This is a genomic window from Seonamhaeicola marinus (assembly GCF_008085455.1).
Genome location: NZ_VSDQ01000577.1, coordinates 283,442 through 303,842, shown reverse-complemented (window position 1 = coordinate 303,842; position 20,401 = coordinate 283,442). Strand labels below are relative to the sequence as shown.

Sequence of the window (20,401 nt, the reverse complement as noted above, 5' to 3'; positions counted from 1 at the left end):
CTCTTTTTAAAACCCTTTAAACTTTAATAAAAGAAAATCTGATCTACGTGCATTTTTATGCCACTTGGCTGTGCTACTACTTTGTAATATCTATGTTTTCCTTTAGGAACTTTTAAAACGATGTTTCTTATATCATTCAGGTTTTTTGTGTTTTTATAGCTTCTTTTTTGCACTAGTTTCCAATCATCTTTATCATTAGACGTCCACAATTCTACATAATCCACCGAACATTGATTTGCTCTACTTTGATAAAAAGAATAGCCCATACTAATTATAATTTCCTTTAATTCTGTGGTGGTTTCATCTCCAAAATCTGCAGTAGCAATTAACGGTTGTTCTATAAAAGCAGACCAAAATTTAGAAACATAAACTCCAGAATTATTCATTACCACATCATCTAATAGAATTCTTTTAGCAGAACCAGTATATTCATGTAGAATACCTTCATATTCTAGTTCAAAAGACTCTGGTAAATAGCCTTTATCCTGGAAGGTAAAGTTTCTAACCTTACTAGGCTTCCAACCTTCTTTATAAGCAATAGCCTTTATCGTTTTTGTTCTTTGTCCCTCTAAATCTATTACCAAATCAGATTCTAAGAGTTTAGACGTTTCATCTGGTACATCGCCATTCTCTGTATACCGAATTTGAACCCCGTCCATTTTATGCCAAATTTTTACTTTATCTCCAGAGTTTATCACATTTACCCTTCCTTTAAGTATTGGCGGCGTTAGACTCACCAAGGTATTGGCATCAGAAACATAACCTTCAAAAAACTTAACAGATGGTAATGCTTTTTTAAAATCTTCAACCTCTTCGGCCGTAATAGACGTATTCCAAATAAATACCTCCTTTAGGTTTTTTAACTGTTTTAAAGAGTTTAAAACTGAAGCATCAACGTTTGTACTCGATAAAGAAATAGACTTTAGATTAACACATGCCTCAAGAGCTTTTAAATCTGTACTCTCTATTCCTGTTCCATTTAGAATGACCTGTTCTAAACTTGTTAATGTACCTATAAACGCCATAGCTTTGGAATCAATGGGAAGTTTAGATACATTAAGAAACACCAACTGCTCTTTAATCTTTGATAGTTCAGTTAAATGCTCTAAGCTATAGGTGGACTCACCATAAATTGATACATCGATAGCTGGCGACTTAGGTGATTTTTGTATGACAGTTCTATATGGTGAATTAAGCGATTCTAGAACAGTCTTATCTGCAAAATCAAAATCATACTGAGGTATTTTAGAACTGTTAGATTTTTGCCATTTTTCTCCAACTAATGCTTTTAATGGGGCATTTTCCTTTAATTCGGCAAAAGAAATAGTATCATTTGTACCATGTAAAATCCAAGCTTCTAATAATTCTATTTCATTAGGTGTTAGTTGTGGTTTTCCTTCTGGTGGCATATGCTCTTTTTCTTCAATAGGTAAATGTACGCGTTGCATAAAGAGACTTCTTTCTGGTTGATGAGCAACCCAAAGCGCTCCATTTTTACCTCCTTTTGCAATACCTTTAATAGAACTTAAATTTAATTCTCCCTTTTGTTTTTGATCATTATGACAACTGGTACATTTTGAATCTAATATTGGCTTTATATAAGCCGCGTAAATTGGTGTATTATCATTAACCTCAGCTTTTTTAGCAACTAGTAATGGCTCCGTTATAAAGCCAGTGCCATGGGTAAGTCCAGCTCCATAGTGTCCGACCACCACAACACCCAAAAGACCAACATAAAGTAGAGCTTGGTACAACCTGGTTTTTTCACGTAGCACAACAAGACCATAAAGAATAAAAGATAAGATTATACCTCCCCATTTATGCAAACGCATTACATCAGACTCATAGCCTTCTAAAGAAAGTACAAATCCCATTATTGTGGCTAAAACAGTACTAAGCGCTGTTATAAGTAACAGAAATAAGTTAATTTTCTTGAAAGTATCTTTATCTAATTGCCCTTTTAGTAGGTTTAACAAAACCAATAAGGCAATAAAAGCTACTGGAAAATGAAGTAGAATTGGATGCATTCTTCCGACTGGCTGCAACCAAAACGGAATTTTCACAGAAGATTCAAAAACTATTAAAAAAAGCAGTAAACAATGTAAAAACAGTAATGCGTTTAAAGCTATAGACGTGATTTTTTTCATACTTAAGCTAATATATCCTTTACAACATGTCCATGAATATCTGTAAGTCTAAAACGTCTTCCCAAATGTTTAAAGGTTAGTTTTTCATGGTCTAATCCCATAAGATGCATAATTGTAGCATGTAAATCATGAATATGTACGGGGTTGTCAATGATATTATACCCTAACTCGTCTGTTTTCCCGTAAACTGTTCCCGCTTTTATTCCTCCGCCGGCCATAAAAATACTAAAGGCTCTAGGGTGATGGTCTCTACCATAATTGTCTTTAGTTAGTTTGCCTTGACAGTAATTGGTTCTTCCAAATTCACCACCCCAAATTACCAAGGTTTCATCTAACAATCCACGCTGTTTTAAGTCAGTTATTAAGGCTGCACTGGCCTGATCAACATCCTTAGCCTGGCCTTTAATTTGTCCGACTAAATTGTTATGCTGATCCCAACCTTGATGATATAACTGCACAAAGCGCACTCCAGCTTCTGATAATTTTCTTGCTAACAAACAATTAGCCGCATAAGTACCTGGCACCATAGAATCTGCCCCATATAGCTTTTTAATATGGTCTGGCTCTTTTGAAACATCTGTTATTTCTGGAACCGCGGTTTGCATTCTAAAGGCCATTTCATACTGTTTAATTTTGGCATGAATTTCTGGGTCATTAAACTCTTTATATCCCATTTCATTTAAAGCCCCTAAATGATTTAACATCTCTCTACGGGACTTCATATTCATCCCTTTAGGATTATTTAAGTACAAAATAGGGTCTTCACTTGCACTTAATTGAACGCCTTGATGTGTGCTATCTAAAAACCCGTTTGACCATAATTTGGAATACACACCTTGACCGTTTCCTCCACCTTTTGATAATAACACACAAAACGCTGGCAAATTTTTGTTTTCACTACCTAAACCATAACTAAACCAAGACCCCATACTTGGACGATTGCCCACTTGGGCACCCGTTTGCAAAAATGTCAAAGCAGGATCATGATTTATGGCATCGGTATGCATACTTTTTACAATGCAAATATCATCTGTTATCTTGGCTATATTGGGCAATAATTCACTCACCCAAGCTCCCGAGTTTCCATGTTGCTTAAAACTAAACTTGGAGCCAACTAATGGAAAACTCTTTTGGTGCGCAGTCATTCCTGTGAGTCGCTGCCCTTGTCTGATAGATTCGGGCAAATCTTGACCAAACATATCTCGTAACTTCGGTTTAAAATCGAAGGTTTCTAATTGTGAAGGCGCACCGTTTTGAACCAACATAATTATTCGTTTAGCTTTTGAGGCAAAATGTTTTAATCCTAATGGCAATTGGTTAGCCGCCTCTTGAGATCCTTTAAATAAGTCTGGTACTAATAAAGAACCTAAAGCAACACCTCCTAAACCCATTGCTGCTTTTTTAAAGAAATGTCTGCGGTTAATATTTAAGTGATGTTCAAAAACTTCTTTTTTCATAGGGCTTATATTTTCACAATGGCTTCTTCCATATTATACATGGTATGAATAATTTGCATAAGTGCAGCTATTTTACTTTTATCTGTATTGGTTAATGGGTATTCACCGACATTAACAAAATCATATGCTCTGTCTTTATCTTCTTTAAACAAAACTTCTTGTTTATTGTAATAGTTAAGTAGTAACTCTTTTTCTTCTGGTTTAATCTTTCTACATAAAATACTCCTGAATGCCTTATCAATCTTGGCCTCTACTGAACTATTCTCCTGTAAAAGCCTTTCAGAAAACACTCTAGATGCCTCTAATACAGTTGGGTCATTTAAAAGCACTAATGCTTGTAACGGGGTCATTGTGCTTAATCGCCTTACCTCGCATTGATCTCTTGTAGTAGCATCAAATATCATTTGAACTGGTGGTAATGAGGTTCTTTTTATAAAAGTATATATACCTCTACGGTACAAGTCTTGATCATGATCTTGCACATAATACACCAACATGCCTCTACCTGAAGATGCTGTTTTCCATAAACCATCGGGCTGATAGGTTTTAACGCTGCGTCCTCCAATTTCTCTATTTAACAAACCGCTACTTGCAAGAACGTGGTCTCTAACCATTTCCGAAGTATACCGTGCCCGAGGCATATACGACAAATACCTATTCTCTGGGTCCACAGCCAGCTTTCTTTCATTCATTCTAGAGGATTGTTTATAGGTTGAAGACATTACAATATTTTTAATCAATCTTTTAATGTCCCAATCACTCTCAATGAAGTCAGCTGAGAGCCAATTAAGCAGTCCGACATGTGAAGGTAATTCTCCTTGCATCCCAAAATCACCCGAGGTTTTTACAATACCAGCGCCAAAGATATCTTGCCAAACACGATTAACATACACTCTACTTGTTAAAGGGTTGTTTTCATTGAATAACCATTGCGATAAACCTAAGCGATTAGCTGGGTATTTATCTTTATCAAAAACTAAAATGGATTCTGGTAAATTATGTGTTACGGTATCTGTTTTAGCATCGTAAGCTCCCCTATCTAAAATACGGGTTGGTCTTCTGTCTTTTAATTCTTCCATAACCATAACCTCAACATTCTTATACCCTTTCTTCTTATTTATAAAGGGTAAACTATCTTTTGCCAATTCATTAGATATGGATAAAAAAGGCGGTTCTGCTAACACCCTTAAACTCGCATTAATTTTACTTGATTTTTTATAAGGAGTATTCTCAAAAAAGGCGAAGGTGCTGTAATAGTCTTTTTGCGATATAGGGTCATATTTATGATCATGACATTTAGCACATTCAAAAGTTAACCCTAAAAATGCTTTTCCAAAAGTGTTGGTTCTATCTGTTATGGTTTCTATTCTGTATTCCTCTACTACAATGCCTCCTTCTTGAGTTATTTTATGATTTCGATTAAACCCTGTAGCTAAAACAGTTTCCATATGCTTATTTGGGAGTAAATCACCTGCTAGTTGCCAAGTGACAAACTTTTTATAGCTGTAATTTTCATTAAACGCATGTATGACCCAATCTCTCCAAGGCCACATGGTTCTCAACTCATCATCTTGATAACCATGAGAATCTGCATAACGCGCAACATCTAACCAAGAGCTTGCCATTTTTTCTCCATAGTGCTTGCTAGCTAGTAATTCATCAACAACTTTTTCATAAGCATTTTGAGAGGTATCATTTAAAAACGCCTCTTGCATTTCTACAGTTGGAGGTAAACCAGTAATATCAAACGAAAGACGTTTTAATAATTGTTCTTTAGTTGCTTCTTCATTTGGAGCTAGACCTAAGTCTTCTAGTTTCTCTAGAATAAAATGATCAATTTCATTAACTGCCCAATCAGCCTTATTCACCTCAGGTAAGGTAGGTTTTTCAATAGGCATAAAGGCCCAATGTTGTTGATATTTTGCGCCTTGTTTAATCCATTTTTTAATAACCTTAATTTCGTAATCGGATAGTTTTAAATTAGACTCTGGAGGTGGCATTACCTTGGTGGTATCTTCAGATATAATTCTTAAGAAAGCTTCAGACTGATTTGGCTTTCCACCTACAATAGCATGTTTATTTGGTGATTCTTTTAAAACGGCATAAGCGCCTTCTTCTGTATCTAATCTTAAACTAGCAGCTCTTTTATTGGCATCGGGACCATGGCAATTGAAACATTTATCGGATAGTATTGGCCTAACATCAAAATTATAATCAACTATTTTAGGTACTTTTTTTTCGGGCGTATTAATGTAAGCCCCTTCATTGTCTTTGCATGAAAACAGGGCTGCTAAACATAGTATTAAAAGTAAATAATATGACTTCATTTAAACTCTTTCTAGTTTTATAGGATATGATTTATTCGCATTCCATTGGCAGATGTATAAGTTCTTGTCTTCGTCTACACATACATCATGACAGTGGTTAAACAACGCTGTATTTTGAAGCATTAGTTGAAGCTCACCTCCTTTGTATTTTGGTTTGGTTCCACCAGGATTGGATACCACTTTATCGTTTTTATCTAAAATGGTTACAAAACCAGAATCTGGAACACGTTCTAGATATTTCATTCTGGACCAACAAACTCCTGAATAGATATTCTCTCCATCAACCACTGGTCTACAAACATACGCTCCTGGTAAAAAGATAGTTGATAAATATGTACCATCTAGTGTAAACCTCTTGAATGAATTATGGGTTCTGGATGTGCACAATAGGGTTATGTTATTGGGATCTCTATCATCTATTGCTACACCATGTGCGTTGCTTAATTGGTTATCCAAATGTCCTCTACCTCCAAATTTTCTAATAAACTCCCCTTCTTTATTAAATTGAAGCACCCAATCAGAACCATAGCCATCAGACACATAAATATCACCATTTGGGGCAATAGCTGTTTCCGTGGGTTTATAACGCATTTTTTTGGTGTAAACCCCAATGTCTTTTGGATTAGGCAACTCCATAATGACTTTACCATCAACAGTCGTTTTAACAACTTTTCCTGCTCCAGGATCTGTGATAAACAATACATCATCTTCACCTTCTTTAAAAAGCGTTAAACCATGACCTGAATTATATTCATGCCCCCAAGTGGAAATTAATTTTCCAGACTTGTCATATATAATGATATTGTTCTTGGTTTCATCGGTAATCATTATCAATCTGCCTTTAGAATCTAAAACCATTTCATGACAATTCTTAATAGGTGTTGTATTTGGATTTAAATTCCCCCATTCTTTATGAACACGGTATTTAAAGTCGCCATGACCAATTATTTGATCGCTTAAAGATGATTTGTTATTTATGATAGTGAATCCGTATGAAGGAACAGCCAATGCTGTACTAGCCAACCCAGTTTTTTTAATAAAATCTCTACGAGAATTTTCCATTGGTTCTTTTTATTTAAACGCTATATAACATATAAGTATATGACGTTCTCAAATATATTTTAAACGCAAATGGATAAGGTGGACTTTTTTGAAGAAAATGGTGCACATTTTGTGCAATTACAACTATACTCTAGGTTTAGGAAGGTAAAATGATGGGGGATTGCCAAATTCCTTCTTAAAAATTCTACTAAAATACCGGTTGTCATTATAACCAACTTTATAGGTAATTTCCTTTAGAGTAAACGTCCCTTCTTTAATTAATTGCATAGCAATACTTAGTCTATATGCATTAACATATTCTATAATTGACTTTCCTGTTAATGCTTGTATTTTTCTATACAACTGAGACCTCGTTACTGCTAATTCTTTACATAAATGTTCTATGGAGAATTCGGAATTATCGAGATTATTCTCTAAAACCAAGTTTACCTTTTCTAAGTATTTGTCTGGTGTATTTTCTTTTGAAGTATTGTTTGCAATACTTTTATCTTTTAAATGCTTTTTTAACAGTTGCTGCCTACTTTCTAAAATGTTATTAATCTTTAGTTTTATTTCAGAAATATTAAATGGCTTTTGAATGTAATCGTTAGCTCCAGTATTAAGGCCAGCAATTTTATTTTCAGTTCCTGTTTTAGCGGTCAGAAACAATAAAGGAATATGGGCAGTAAGCTCATTACTTTTTAATTGATTTGCTAATTGAATACCGTCTGATTCTGGCATCATAATATCACTTATGATTATATCTGGTAAAATGGTAACTGCTATTTGAAGTCCTGTTTTACCATTTTCCGCCTCTATTACTTGATAAAACGCTTTTAATTCTTCCTTTATATAATTCCTAATATCATGATTATCTTCAACAATTAAAATCACTGTTTTATTAGAATCTATTTCAGGAAGTTTGCTCGCTATCTTTGAAAATGTGTTTTCATAACTATTTAATCCTACAGGTATTTTTACTTTAAAGTAGCTACCTTCGTCCTTATTACTTTTAAGTTCAATGCTGCCTTTGTGGAGTTTTACTAATTCTGAAGTTAATGATAAACCAATTCCGCTACTATAACCAAAATCGGGATTTTCATCAAGTTGGTAAAAACGTTCAAAAACCTTTTCTTGATACTCCTCTGGAATCCCTGAACCGTTATCAATAACATGAATTTCCATAGTACCATTAACCAAGGTGTTATCTATATCTATTTCGGTGTCTAAAAACTTTACTATTAATGAAACCTTGCCGCCTTGAGGTGTATATTTAAAAGCATTAGACAGTAAATTAGTAGTAATCTTTTTTATAACATCTTCATCAAAATAGGCTTCAATAGCTTCATTAGGAAATTCACTGTTATAAGCGATGTTTTTCTCTTTTGCCCAATATTGTAATGAGGTATTTATATTATTAAAAACTGAAGCGGTTTTATAAGGACGTATTTGGAGTTTCTGATTCGTTTCTAATTTTCTAAAATCTAAAATCTGATTTACCAGTTCTAATAAACGAGCACTATTACGATACATCATTTCTAAGACCTTATTAGTTGGCTTTGTCTTCTCTTGAATGTACTTATTTAAAGGTGAAGAAATTAGAGTTAGCGGAGTTCTAAGTTCGTGTGAAATGTTTGTAAAAAACTTTAATTTCAATTTGGTAAGTTCTTCAGCTTGAAGCACCCTTTCTTTTTCTATTTCAAATTGAGAACGACTTCTTTCTCTTTTAATGATTAACCAAATAATTAATACAAATAATAGTATTATGGTTATTAAAGCTAGTACTTCTACCCACAATTGTTCCCAGAAGGGAGGCTTAATAAATACATTTATTTTCTTAATGGTGTTACTCCAAACACCATCTTCATTACTGGCCTTTATCATAAATGTATAGTTGCCAGACGGAATGTTGGTATATGTGGCTTTTTGATTGGAATAGGCTTGAATCCAAGTTTTATCATACCCGTCTAGCTTATAAGCAAACTTACACCTTCCATTATTGTTAAAATTAATGACCTGAAATTCAAACTCGAACTTTTTGTCTTTATGTCCCAAAAACACATCTTTCTCTACTTCTATATTCTTAGAAATATATGAGGTATTTGGTGTTATAACCTCATTATTCACCCATAGCTTTGAAATGTATATGTCCGAACTTTTAGTGCTTTCTCTTATTTCTTTGGGATTAAATCGCATTAACCCTTTGGTAGTTCCAAAAACAAGTTCGTTAGTATTTAAATGTATACTTGAAGTTCCTATTTTATGAGATAAGACGCCATCTTGCCTATTTAAAATACGTGCACTATCATTTTCGTAATTATACTTTATCAGTCCATTAAGTGTCCCCAACCACAAGTTGTTCTCAGAATCTTGTTGAATGGAATTAATAATCTTGTCTTTAATTATTTGATTTTCGCACTGAAAAAACGTGCTGGTTTCCCGATTTAACTTGCATAAACCTACCCTAGTACCAATCCAAAGATTATGTTCTTTATCTTCAAAAATATCATTTACAAAATTATTGTTAAGACTTGTTTTATCCCCTATTTTATGTCTGTAATGAATGAATTCATTAGACTCTGGTACATATTTTTTTAAACCATCTCCATTAGTTCCTATCCATATCTGACCTTGATGATCTTCAAAAATCTTTGATGTCCAGTGAAAATACCCTATTCCATTTGGTACGTCTGGATCACATTCAAAATTTAAAACCTCCTTAGTATTTATATTAAACTTTTTAGCACCTAAAATCTCTCCTATCCATAAATTTCCATTTCTAGTAAGTAATACACTTCTTGGGTCTGTTTTAAGAGGAAATCTATTTAACAAATCTCCGTTAACAGTATATTCATATAAATTCCTGGCGTCTACAACCCATACATTTTTATTATGTTGGGTAGCTATATGAGGTTCTCTTTCAAAACTATTATTTATACGGCGTGCTTGTCCGGTATTATTATAAACGTAGATTGACTGATTATATGAAACCCAGTTATTTGAATCTATTTTTGAGATTCTACTATACCCAGTAATCTTTTTGCTAAAAGGTTTAAAAGGTGATGTGTTTTTTTCAAAATGAAAAAAGCTTCCATCTCTGGCTAATACCCACGATGTATTTTTGTTTTTATTGTGAAATACCCTATCTAAAATAAAATAATACTCACTATTAAAAAGCTTGTTTAAATTTATCTCCTGTTTCAACTTTAAATCTTCATTTAAAATTGAGACCTTATTTCCGTTTAAAAACCAACAATTCCTGCTATTTTCCTGTTTTACAAATTGCGCAGAGTTATTTGATATATTCATTGGTTTAAATATGCTATCCGCCCTATAAATTGAAAAGTTTTTAAAGGATGTTATCAATTTGCCATTGTAATACTCTAAGCTAAAATGAGGTTGCGGTTCTTTGTTAAGACTAGGGTGAACACGAGTAATTTTTTTATCAATAGGGTTAAAAATGTTTAGTCCTATCCAAGTGCCCACTAATAAATTTCCGTCTGGGTCTTCTTCTAATGCTAAAACATTATTGTGACTAAGGCTTAAAGTATCTTGAGCACTATGTTTAAATGATTTAAAAAGATGTGTTTCACGATCCAATTCGTTTAAGCCTCCACCATCTGTACCTATATAGAGTGTTTTATTTTTAGTTTCAAATATGGTTCTCACCTCATTAAAACTTAGACTTTGAGGGTTTTCTTCATCATGAATAAACGATTCAAAGCAATCACATTCTCTATTATATTTTAAGAGGCCTCCTCCATAAGTCCCTATCCATAGCACCTTATTTTGGTCTTCATACAAACAAGAGATATTATTATCTGTTATACTGTTTGTTTGTTCTTCGTTTTTAATATAATTTTTAAAATTACTACCATTATAACGCCATAAGCCATTTGTTGAGGCAATCCATAAAAAGCCATAGGAGTCCTCTAGTATATCTTTTGCTGATGTCTCAATAGGCAACTTATACTGAGTAACTTGAAAATTATCTATAAATTTTTGCGCATAAGAATGACCTACTGAAAAAAGTAGTAAAACTATACAACTAAGATGTTTTAATAATTTATACGTCATTGTGCACTCTAAAGTAATACAATTATAATGCTTTAGCTTTAAAATCAAAAAAAGGGTTAGAAATAAGCTGTTAGATTTGGGTAATAATTAAAATGAAAAATCCTCACTATGGTTAGTGAGGATTTAGAGAAAGGCCTTATACAGCCTTCATGCGTTTTCGAATATTAACCAAAGATTCATTTACTAGAAGCTTTCCATCTCTGTAAACTTCTTTTAGTTCACCTTGCTTTTCTTCAGCCCAAGTTACTTTATCAATAAGTTGATAAGTACCGTTAGACTTGATGATTTTAAGAAGACCTTTTGCTGATTTTTTAGTGCCATCATCTGTGATGGGGTCTTTAAAAATTTCACGCCCTTCACCTTCCACTTCACCGTAAGTAGCCTTCATTGCAAATCCGAAAGTATCTCTTGTATTGTATTGGTAGGTAAAAGATCCTATGCCTAAAACTACATTGGTAGATGCAAAGCCCTTTTGTTTTAAGCGTTCACAAATTTGTTCTGCTCTTTCTAAAGTGATACTATCCCCGTAAATAGCACCTATATGCGAATCTAATTCCTTGTAACCTTTGCTGTTTATACTTCCGCCAAAAACATCCCATAGCAATTCTATGACGCCTTTTTGTTCTTTTAAGGTCTTGGCATTAGGATTACCACAAATAATGTCTACAGGGTCTCCACTATCGGGACGAATAACCACCTTTCCCTCTCTATTGAGTACCTCTTCTTTTAAGTTTGGCAAATATTCGGTGAGCACTTTCCATAAATCCCATGTATCGGACACTATAGAAACAATACCGCTAGGATATACTTCTGTAATCAACCGTTTAAATGTGTCTTGCTCGCCTGTATCGGTACCCATACACATTACAGAGTGCTCTGTAGCGGCAACAGAACCACCAATCAATTCGGTATCAGAATCAGCATTATAATAGGTTTCTAAAAAATCTATAGCAGGTATGGTATCTGTACCTGTAAAACTAAGCAGGTGCCCAGTAGCACTTAATTTAGCAGCCTCTAAACCAGCCATACCGCGCATAGAAAAGTCGTGTCCCTGCCAATCCACAAACTCTGGTACAGAAGATGTCTCCTGGGCATATTTATCTAAAATAGTACGGTACTGTTTTGCAATAGTTGCAGAATTACATGGTAACCAAACCGTTGTAGATAACAAGGTTTCAAAGTAGTTAGTCAGCCAAAAAAATTCTGGTTTGGTATTATACATAGTAAACATAGGTACTCTAACCGGAACAGAAACCCCTTCCGGTAAAGCCTTAATAACCATGGGTAAATACCCTAAATCGTGTAAATCTGAAATGTGCTGAACACCCACTTTATTTTCACCGAGATAATTATTGATGCGTCTGGCATATCTTTTACATACGACCTCTTTGGGCTGATTGAAAAAATTCTCTTGAAAATCTTCTATCATGTACTTTTTTATAAAGTATTGTAATCCGAAAAATACCACCTCATCAACTCCTGCAATTCGACTCTTTCGTGGTGTCCAATTCGAATACACCAAAGTGGTATTTTCTGGATATTGCCTTCTGTGATCTACTTTGTAACCGTCTGTAAATAATAGTGGATTCATAACGTTAAAATTTATATTTGCGTAATATATACACAAATATAAAACACAATTCTACATCTGCAAATTATTTTGTGTATTTTTTACACATATTGGGTAATTTTAACAAAAACTAGTCCGTACCGCAGCATCTAGCGTAGTAAACAGAGGAATTTTATACTTTTTACATAGGGTTTTTATATATCTGCTTTTATAAAATGCATTTGGACAAACCACAATTAACTTAGATGTTCTGGTATACATTCCTAATTCAACTAATGAAATAGGCGATTTAGATTCCTCTAAAAAATTTAGGAATACTTTATCAGCTAAGTCGAGCATATCTAACTCCCAGTTGATGTGGCTTTCCATCTGAAGATCATTCATTGCGTCATGACCAGATATCGTGGGATCAATAAAATGCACCTTATCCCCTATCAAATTAATGACTTGTTCCCTCCAGTTTCCGTCTAAGTTTAAATCGATACTTCCTGCGAGGAACACATAGTCTTTATGAGTTTCTTTTGCTTTAATCTGATTGTGTGGTGTGTATATCATTGGATTGATTTGATTGAATTAAAAACACCCCTTATGGGAAATTGACAACAATTAGAGGAAACAATGTTTAATTTCTACCCTTTTCATTTGGGTAGAGCTTATAGACATTATCACTTTGCCAGTATTTTTTAGTACCAACATCAAGCACTGTTAGACTACCTGTAAATGCAGCACCAGTATCTATATTCCATACATTAATGGCATTCATGGGCACTGTGATATTATAATACAACGTTGGGGTATGACCTATATAAATTTCTTTGTATAACTTTAGACGTTTTGGATACAAAACGGAGTGTCTTTGTACACGTTTATCCATTACCAAAGCCATTTCCCATAGGGTTCTGTCCCAATTATAATTAGATTTACGAAATTCCTGTTCTGGTCCTTTCATAGACGTATACCCCGCATGAATAAAAAGCCTCTTATTTTCATCTACGTAATACAACTTCATACGTTCAAAGAAATTTAAATGTGTTTTTTTATCCTCTTCGGAAATACCTTTATAACTTTCTACCGTGAGTCTTCCACCATGGAATAGCCATGTTGAATTGGCTTCTCCCGTTCTTAAATAATCTTCACACCAGACATCATGATTCCCTTTGATAAAAATACATTGATGAGTTTCAGATAATGCCATAAGATATTGAATGGTTTGCGCTGATTCACTCCAGCCATCTACATAATCACCTAAAAATATCAGCGTATCATTTACCGTTGCTTTGACACGCTCTAAAACTTGTATCAAAGCTTTTAGCCCACCGTGTATATCCCCTATGACTAGTGTTCTTTTCATTACTTTAATTCCTAAACTTAAAATCATTTCTTTTTACTTCCACACCTTGCCTTTTTAATGGATAAACGTACTGAAGCCTTTTATTGCCTTTATAGTACCTATGAAAGGAATTATCTATTTCGAATATTTTAAAAATTTCTTCAACAAGAACATCAAAGCCAATCATGTAGTTATCAATATCAATTACTTGTTCTCTGGACGAAATTTTCACAAAAAGAGACGCTTCTGAATTGCCTCTATCATACTCGCTACATATTAGGATTTGTTCAATTTCCTGCATATTAATCTCTTCGATTATATCAAAAACACCTGTATAAACTTTAACCTTATGAAATTTGATTTTACCATTTTCTAAAAAAACTTGAGGCTCCTTATTAATTGTTTTTTTATTTCCAAATAAAGCCTTAAAAACCGCTTTAATTCTCATTCCTAAACATTATATCAGTTCTTAAAACATATTTAACTCCCGAAATTAATGCTTTACCTTCATGCCTTAAAGGGTGATGAAACAGCAAAGCATCTCCCATTTTCGGAGTAACGGTTATACCTTCTTCAAAGTAGGTTTCACCACCGGCAAACCCTTCATTTAAATAAATTAAGAATGAAAAGAAACTGCATTCAGATTCGTTTCTTTGATAACTACCATCTCTATGCATTTTAAAGCGCTGACCCTCGGTATATTTATAAATTCTGAACAATTCATTTAGTCCGAACGCCTTATAAACACCAAACGTTTCTGGAACAAAAGGTGCAATTTTAATCCATAGTCTTTCGGCTAAAGCTTCATCTTTAAAAAGCACACGTTCATTATTTCTAACGCCCTTAACCATCACTTGTTTTCCGTGAATATTTACCTTTGCCTCTTCAAAAGAAGCAGTCTCTCCTTTCTTTATAAACAGTTCACAATCTTCTTTGGTCAAGAAATTTTCAACCATAAAAATCTCTGGATGTAACTCTAGTTTTTTCATTCTGTAAAATCTATAAACTCCGCAGGTATATGATCTGTTAACCAAACCCCATTATCTGAGATAAAGAAATCCTTACCACTGTTATGCATATCCAAAGCACGAATACTAAGAATTATGGGATTTCCTCTTCGGGAACCCACTTTAACGGCAGTGTCCCTATCTTTACTTAAATGCACATGTTGCCTGCTCATTTTTATGAGTCCGTTTAACCTAATCTCAGGTATAAACTTAGCCACCGTTCCATGATATAAAAACTTAGGTGGTGTTTGAGCTTTGAGCTCTAAATCCACAGTTTTTAAAGAATGGCCTTGGTTTGCCCTAATTTTAGTTTTATCTGCGTTGAAAGAAAATCGCTTTTTATCATTGGTAGCAACGACCTCCTCTAGATCTTCCATGCTGAATCGCATATTGGGTGTACTAAGAAGATCATTTACATTCGCCCATCCATTGTCGTCAAGTTTTAATCCGATAGCATCCGGATGATGTCTTAATATATAACTTAGAAACTTACTAAGTTTCTTTTTTTGTTGTTCTGTCATTTTTAAAATTTTTGTATTGTTGACACAATCCATTCATATTCATCTAAGGCCTTGAGCTTTAAGAATAAGTGGTCTGGAATACAACTTGTTCCTCTTAGTGTTCCTACTATCTGAGCCGCCATGGAACAATTCGTATCTGTATCTCCTCCTGCTGCAATTAACCTTTCTAACATCTTTTCAAAGCCTAAATCATTTATACTATTTGCAAAAGCAATAGCCAACGGTACCGAGTCTACCACATAACCAGATGTTCCTAACTTATATACCTCATCTAGACTATCTAAAGCATTAATCCTAATTAGCCTATCTCTAACTCTAGAATCTGGAATTCTTTCAATAATGAGTTCAACCAAATTTTCATTACCAGTCCATTCCTTATTTAATATTAAACGAATAGCTTCTATGATGCAGAGTGCTCCTATATAAGCATCATCATTATTATGTGTGATGGTGCAAATGTCTCTAATGGCTTCCCTAGAAATGTCTCGAAAAAAGGCTAATGGAGCTATACGCATTGCCGCTCCATTTCCAGCGGCATATTCTCCTCTACGTCCTACTTGACTCCAATGTCCGCCAGCATTTAATTCTTCCAGTGATTTTAAAGTACTTGCTCCAATGCCTCTTATCCTTCTTTCTTGATATAATTTTAGAAATGCTGCTGAAACAGCTTCAGCGGTTATGTTATCTTTATTTGACAAAACCTCAACAGTAACGAGTGTTAACTGCGTATCGTCAGTAATGCTCCAGAGTCGTTCTTTTTCTTCAGGTTTGCCAAAAGGATAAAATACGTTTTCAGTCACCTCCTCATTGAGGCCCTCAAATGCGCTTCCCCAGGCATCTCCAATGGCACCGCACAGTATACAACCTTCAAATCTTTCCTTAACCGTCATTCGCCAATAATTCTCTGTAAATCCTATAATTCTCATCATCAAAACACACAAAAATCACCTCATCAACTATAGGGTTTAGCTTTACAATATCTACAGCAATTTTTGCAGCTTTTACTTTAGGAAACTTATGGATTCCTGTACTAATATTTGGAAAAGCAATACGATTTATTTGATGCTTTTTTGCCAACTCCAGACTATTTTGATAACAGTTTTTTAATAGTTGCTCTTCATTTTTGTTTCCGCCGTTCCAAACGGGACCAACCGTATGAATGACATGCTGAGCAGGTAACAAACCTGCCGTGGTAATAACCACTTCTCCTGTTTTACAACCGCCTTGTTTATTTCTTATTGCGATACAAGCTTCTAGAATGGCTTTACCACCAGCTTTATTGATAGCACCATCAACACCGCCACCACCTAACAAAGAGGTATTCGCAGCATTGACTATGGCATCTACTTTTATTTTGGTTATATCACCTAGAACACAACTAATTTTCATCTGTCTATTTAATTTTTACCTAAGTCTTTTAATAATTTCTTGAGATACAGCATGCGAGCTTTTCTCAAAATTTTTACCAATAAATACATGAGTTATTGTTATTTCTCCTACTATGGCATTATTGAAACGTTCTAAATCTTCTGATGGCACCCATAATTCATTATGATACGTGCCACCAACATTCTCAATCTTGTATTTTAAGAACTCATCCTCCGCAACTTTAAAGGCGGTTACAAAGCCTAAATAGTTCCCAAATTCGTCTTTTGTATTCCATTGCGACGCAATCTCGCAAGCATATTGCTCATTTAAAACTGGGTAAAAAATAGGCTGCCATTCTAATCTGGGTGGAAATGTTTTAAATCCACTCTCAGCAATTAAAATGAGTTCTTTTTCACCTATAGGTCTATATAGAGTTGTTATTTTCATTTTTTTCTAATTTTATTTTAAACTTTAGAATTAGACTTTCTATATCATCATATCTTGCTATTCTAAATTTCCAAACTTCCGGAATACTCTCAAAACCGTAATACAGCCCAGCTAAACCTCCTGTAATGGCTCCTGTTGTATCTGTATCTCTTCCCAAATTCACAGCTTTCAAAACCGCTTCTTCATATGAGTTTGATGTATATAAACACCATAAAGAAGCCTCCAACGCATCCAAAACATACCCACTAGATTGAATTTCCTCTTCTTTATATTCCCATATGTTATTCCTTAATATTCTATCAAACAATTTTAGTTCTTTAGCATTAAAAGAATTCGAAGCAACTAATCTTTCAACGTCTGATTGCATATTTTTGTAAGCCACGTTTTTACTATCTCCCTGTAACATACGAATCCCTAAAACACAATAAACGAAACAAGAAAAGCATGATCTAAAATGAGCATGGGTAATCGAAGAGACATCTTTTATTACTTTATAAAGCTCATTTATTTCTTTAATATCTTTTAAGAAATAAATTAAAGGCAAAGTTCTCATTAATGAACCATTACCATTTTCTTCTTCAAATAAACTACCAGAAAATTTAGCCGATTCTCCTTTAAATATTCTATCCAAAGCATACCTTGTGCTTCCACCGATATCAAATACTTTATTGTGAGCTCCCCAATACCCCTCCTTATACCATTTTACAAAAAGGCTCCCAATGTTTTCAATATCAAAATCTTCAATTAGACCTTCTAGTAAACATAAGGTTAAAGACGTATCATCTGACCAAGTTCCTGGTGGCTGATTCCAAGATCCGTACCCAATTAAATCCCTAATGGGGTTAGCTTTTAAATATTCCCTTGATTTAAATTCCACTGGCACGCCCAAAGCGTCACCAACAGCAACTCCAATAATTCCACCTTGTATTTTCTCCAACAGACTCATAAATTATGTTTTATATTTAATTCATCTCGAACCTCCATAAGTGCAAATCCTAACAGGTTTTCTCCTCGCCATAAATGCGGGTTTTCAGCCTTTTCATTTGACTCCCCCATACCAATACCCCAAATGCGATCTCTAGGGCTAGCTTCAACCAGAACTAGATTTTCTGTGTTCAACAGAAAGCTTTTCAAATTTTCATTTTGAGAAAACTTATGTAGGTTACCTTGTTTTACTATGTCATATTTAAGGGCATTCCATTTTTCTGGATTAAACCCAAATACTTTTCTTCCAAGTTGTTTTGCTGCAGCTGGTGAATTGCATTTTATAATTTCTGCCAAGTGCTTTTCATCATTAAACAGTCTCGCTTTTTCGGCCATCATCCAATGTTCGGCTGTTTTATAAGCAATACCATCTACAACAAAACCAGCCTCCCACCACTGACTAAAACATGATTTACCAATACTACCATCTTTGTTAGGCGTATGCCCCCAAAAGAACAAAAACTTAATACGCTCTTGTTGTTCAAAATCGGCAATTAATTGTTGTCTAGTATATTTCATTTTAAACCAAGTCTTTTAATTCTATTTGCGAAAAATGTTCAGTATTCTGTAATGTTTTAAAAGCATCAGTACTATATATCTTATCAAAATAGGTACTCAACCCTTTTAATCCTTTACTAAAGATTCCATGACTCACCGCCAGAAACAATTTACCTGCATTTTTCTTTTTTAATTCTTGAGCCAAGCCTATAAAGGTGCCGCCACCATCACAGATATCATCAACTACCAAACAGTGTTTTCCATTTAAATCTTCTGTGTACACTTTAAAATCTGATATGGCGCCTGTTTTAACATCTCTGACTTTTGAACATTCTATGACTTCTAGCCCACCTAAAGCTTTGGTCAAATTATAAATCTTTTTCAAAGCGCCGCCATCTGGTGAAATAAGAACAACCTCTTCATTGATATCGGCAATTACCTGTTCTACAAAACTGTGATTTGAAATCGTTTTACAATCGTTTAATAGTGCAGGAGTAACTTCAGAATGTGGATCGTACACTACTACACAATTTAAACCTAAACTGTTTAATATTTCTGCATAGACTTTTACCGATAATGCTTCTCCTGACACCATTACACGATCTTGTCTTGCTGCTGGAAAATAGGGTATAAAAGCATCAATAGTCTTCACCTCCATTCGTTTAAGTGCGTCTACAGCCACTAGCAATAAACCAAAATCGCTAAAGGATTGGATTCTGTGTGTAACCACCACCTTCTGTTCTGCTGATATCGGACTTAATATTTTAATATGAGGCTCTCCACCAGAAAACGTAAAGCTTTCAAATTCAATAACACTTTTATCTTTAAAAGGGTTAAAATTTTTGTCTAGATTCAAAATCATATTGCGTTTATTTTACGCAAATATAAAAAGACATATTAAAGCTGCAAAGAAAATTGTGTAAAATTTACACAAACTTAATATCGAAGTGAAAATTGTTAACCGTAAGTTGTTGGAATTTTACTTTATTAAATCTGAAAAGTTTGGCTGGGCGCCCGCTACCTATTTTTTCGATTTTATCAGTCTCCTCAATAATACCAAAGCTTAACATCTTTTTTCTAAAGTTTCTTCGATCTATTTCCTTTTCCAAAATAGTCATATATAAATGTTCTAAATCTGAAAACGGAAATTCATCATTCAATAGATCAAATCCAATGGGTTGGTAGCTTAATTTGGACTTTAGGCGTTCTTTAGCAGTATCTAGTACTAATTGATGATCAAAAGCCAATTTGGGCAATTCCTTTAAATTGAACCATTTTACATCGGCTGCATCTGTATCGGCTTTAATGGTAAAGTGATTAGGTTTTACTAAAACAAAATAAGTAACCGCTACTACCCTATTTCTAGGATCTCTATTAGGTTTTCCAAAAGTATAAAGCTGTTCCAAATAATCAATGGTGATGCCCGTTTCTTCCTTTAATTCACGTTCTACAGCTTCTTCTAAAGATTCATCGTTCATCACTAAACCCCCAGGTAATGCCCACTCTCCTTTAAAAGGTTCAATTCCTCTTTTAATGAGCAATACCGACAGGTTATTTTTAGATTCATAGCCAAAAACAACGGCGTCTACAGCAACTCTTATATCTTGTTTCACACCCATTTATGCGT

Annotated in this window: 18 protein-coding genes; all 18 read right to left on the bottom strand. The window is 34.2% G+C overall.

All coding sequences use genetic code 11. The features are described 5' to 3' along the window. Window positions 1–23: 23 nt before the first annotated feature. Window positions 24–2,147 (bottom strand): c-type cytochrome domain-containing protein, encoded by a 2,124-nt coding sequence (locus FUA24_RS09730; RefSeq protein ID WP_148541803.1) that lies wholly within the window; start codon window positions 2,145–2,147, stop codon window positions 24–26. A gap of 2 nt (window positions 2,148–2,149) precedes the next feature. Further along, a complete protein-coding gene (locus FUA24_RS09725) occupies window positions 2,150–3,604 on the bottom strand; it encodes a DUF1501 domain-containing protein (RefSeq protein WP_148541801.1) in 1,455 nt (484 codons plus the stop codon). 5 nt (window positions 3,605–3,609) lie between these two features. After that, window positions 3,610–5,931 (bottom strand): PSD1 and planctomycete cytochrome C domain-containing protein, encoded by a 2,322-nt coding sequence (locus tag FUA24_RS09720; RefSeq protein ID WP_148541799.1) that lies wholly within the window; start codon window positions 5,929–5,931, stop codon window positions 3,610–3,612. Then, window positions 5,932–6,993 (bottom strand): NHL repeat-containing protein, encoded by a 1,062-nt coding sequence (locus FUA24_RS09715; protein ID WP_148541797.1) that lies wholly within the window; start codon window positions 6,991–6,993, stop codon window positions 5,932–5,934. It abuts the gene before it with no gap. A 123-nt stretch (window positions 6,994–7,116) separates the two neighbouring features. Next, the gene (locus FUA24_RS09710) at window positions 7,117–11,049 is read right to left on the bottom strand and encodes a hybrid sensor histidine kinase/response regulator (RefSeq protein ID WP_148541795.1); all 3,933 of its coding nucleotides are present in this window, start codon (window positions 11,047–11,049) and stop codon (window positions 7,117–7,119) included. 136 nt (window positions 11,050–11,185) lie between these two features. Further along, window positions 11,186–12,640, bottom strand: coding sequence for a nicotinate phosphoribosyltransferase (locus FUA24_RS09705; protein WP_148541793.1), 1,455 nt, complete (start codon window positions 12,638–12,640; stop codon window positions 11,186–11,188). Window positions 12,641–12,739: 99 nt separating this feature from the next. Next, window positions 12,740–13,174, bottom strand: coding sequence for a nucleoside 2-deoxyribosyltransferase domain-containing protein (locus FUA24_RS09700; RefSeq protein ID WP_148541791.1), 435 nt, complete (start codon window positions 13,172–13,174; stop codon window positions 12,740–12,742). A gap of 67 nt (window positions 13,175–13,241) precedes the next feature. Next, window positions 13,242–13,970, bottom strand: a complete 729-nt coding sequence (locus tag FUA24_RS09695; protein WP_148541789.1) for a metallophosphoesterase family protein — start codon at window positions 13,968–13,970, stop codon at window positions 13,242–13,244. A gap of 4 nt (window positions 13,971–13,974) precedes the next feature. Then, a complete protein-coding gene (locus FUA24_RS09690) occupies window positions 13,975–14,397 on the bottom strand; it encodes a hypothetical protein (protein ID WP_148541787.1) in 423 nt (140 codons plus the stop codon). Then, entirely contained in the window at window positions 14,387–14,938 is a 552-nt protein-coding gene (locus tag FUA24_RS09685; RefSeq protein WP_148541785.1) for a 2OG-Fe(II) oxygenase, read from the bottom strand. Before FUA24_RS09685 ends, FUA24_RS09690 begins: the two co-directional genes overlap by 11 nt. Continuing rightward, window positions 14,935–15,477 (bottom strand): RNA 2'-phosphotransferase, encoded by a 543-nt coding sequence (locus FUA24_RS09680; RefSeq protein WP_148541783.1) that lies wholly within the window; start codon window positions 15,475–15,477, stop codon window positions 14,935–14,937. Before FUA24_RS09680 ends, FUA24_RS09685 begins: the two co-directional genes overlap by 4 nt. A gap of 2 nt (window positions 15,478–15,479) precedes the next feature. Then, on the bottom strand, window positions 15,480–16,367 hold the full coding sequence (locus FUA24_RS09675) for an ADP-ribosylglycohydrolase family protein (RefSeq protein WP_187388236.1): 888 nt from the start codon (window positions 16,365–16,367) through the stop codon (window positions 15,480–15,482). Beyond that, the gene (locus FUA24_RS09670) at window positions 16,357–16,866 is read right to left on the bottom strand and encodes an O-acetyl-ADP-ribose deacetylase (protein ID WP_148541780.1); all 510 of its coding nucleotides are present in this window, start codon (window positions 16,864–16,866) and stop codon (window positions 16,357–16,359) included. The genes FUA24_RS09675 and FUA24_RS09670 overlap by 11 nt, the downstream gene beginning before the upstream one ends. Before the next feature lie 15 nt (window positions 16,867–16,881). After that, window positions 16,882–17,292: an ADP-ribosylation/crystallin J1 gene (locus FUA24_RS09665; RefSeq protein ID WP_148541778.1), complete on the bottom strand. Its 411-nt coding sequence runs from the start codon at window positions 17,290–17,292 to the stop codon at window positions 16,882–16,884. Then, window positions 17,270–18,238: an ADP-ribosylglycohydrolase family protein gene (locus tag FUA24_RS09660; protein ID WP_187388235.1), complete on the bottom strand. Its 969-nt coding sequence runs from the start codon at window positions 18,236–18,238 to the stop codon at window positions 17,270–17,272. The genes FUA24_RS09665 and FUA24_RS09660 overlap by 23 nt, the downstream gene beginning before the upstream one ends. Beyond that, window positions 18,235–18,795, bottom strand: a complete 561-nt coding sequence (locus FUA24_RS09655; RefSeq protein ID WP_148541776.1) for an NADAR family protein — start codon at window positions 18,793–18,795, stop codon at window positions 18,235–18,237. Before FUA24_RS09655 ends, FUA24_RS09660 begins: the two co-directional genes overlap by 4 nt. Window position 18,796: 1 nt before the next feature. Next, window positions 18,797–19,636: a ribose-phosphate diphosphokinase gene (prs, locus tag FUA24_RS09650; RefSeq protein WP_148541774.1), complete on the bottom strand. Its 840-nt coding sequence runs from the start codon at window positions 19,634–19,636 to the stop codon at window positions 18,797–18,799. Window positions 19,637–19,700: 64 nt separating this feature from the next. Further along, on the bottom strand, window positions 19,701–20,393 hold the full coding sequence (locus tag FUA24_RS09645; RefSeq protein WP_148541773.1) for an NUDIX hydrolase: 693 nt from the start codon (window positions 20,391–20,393) through the stop codon (window positions 19,701–19,703). Between the last annotated feature and the right edge of the window lie 8 nt (window positions 20,394–20,401).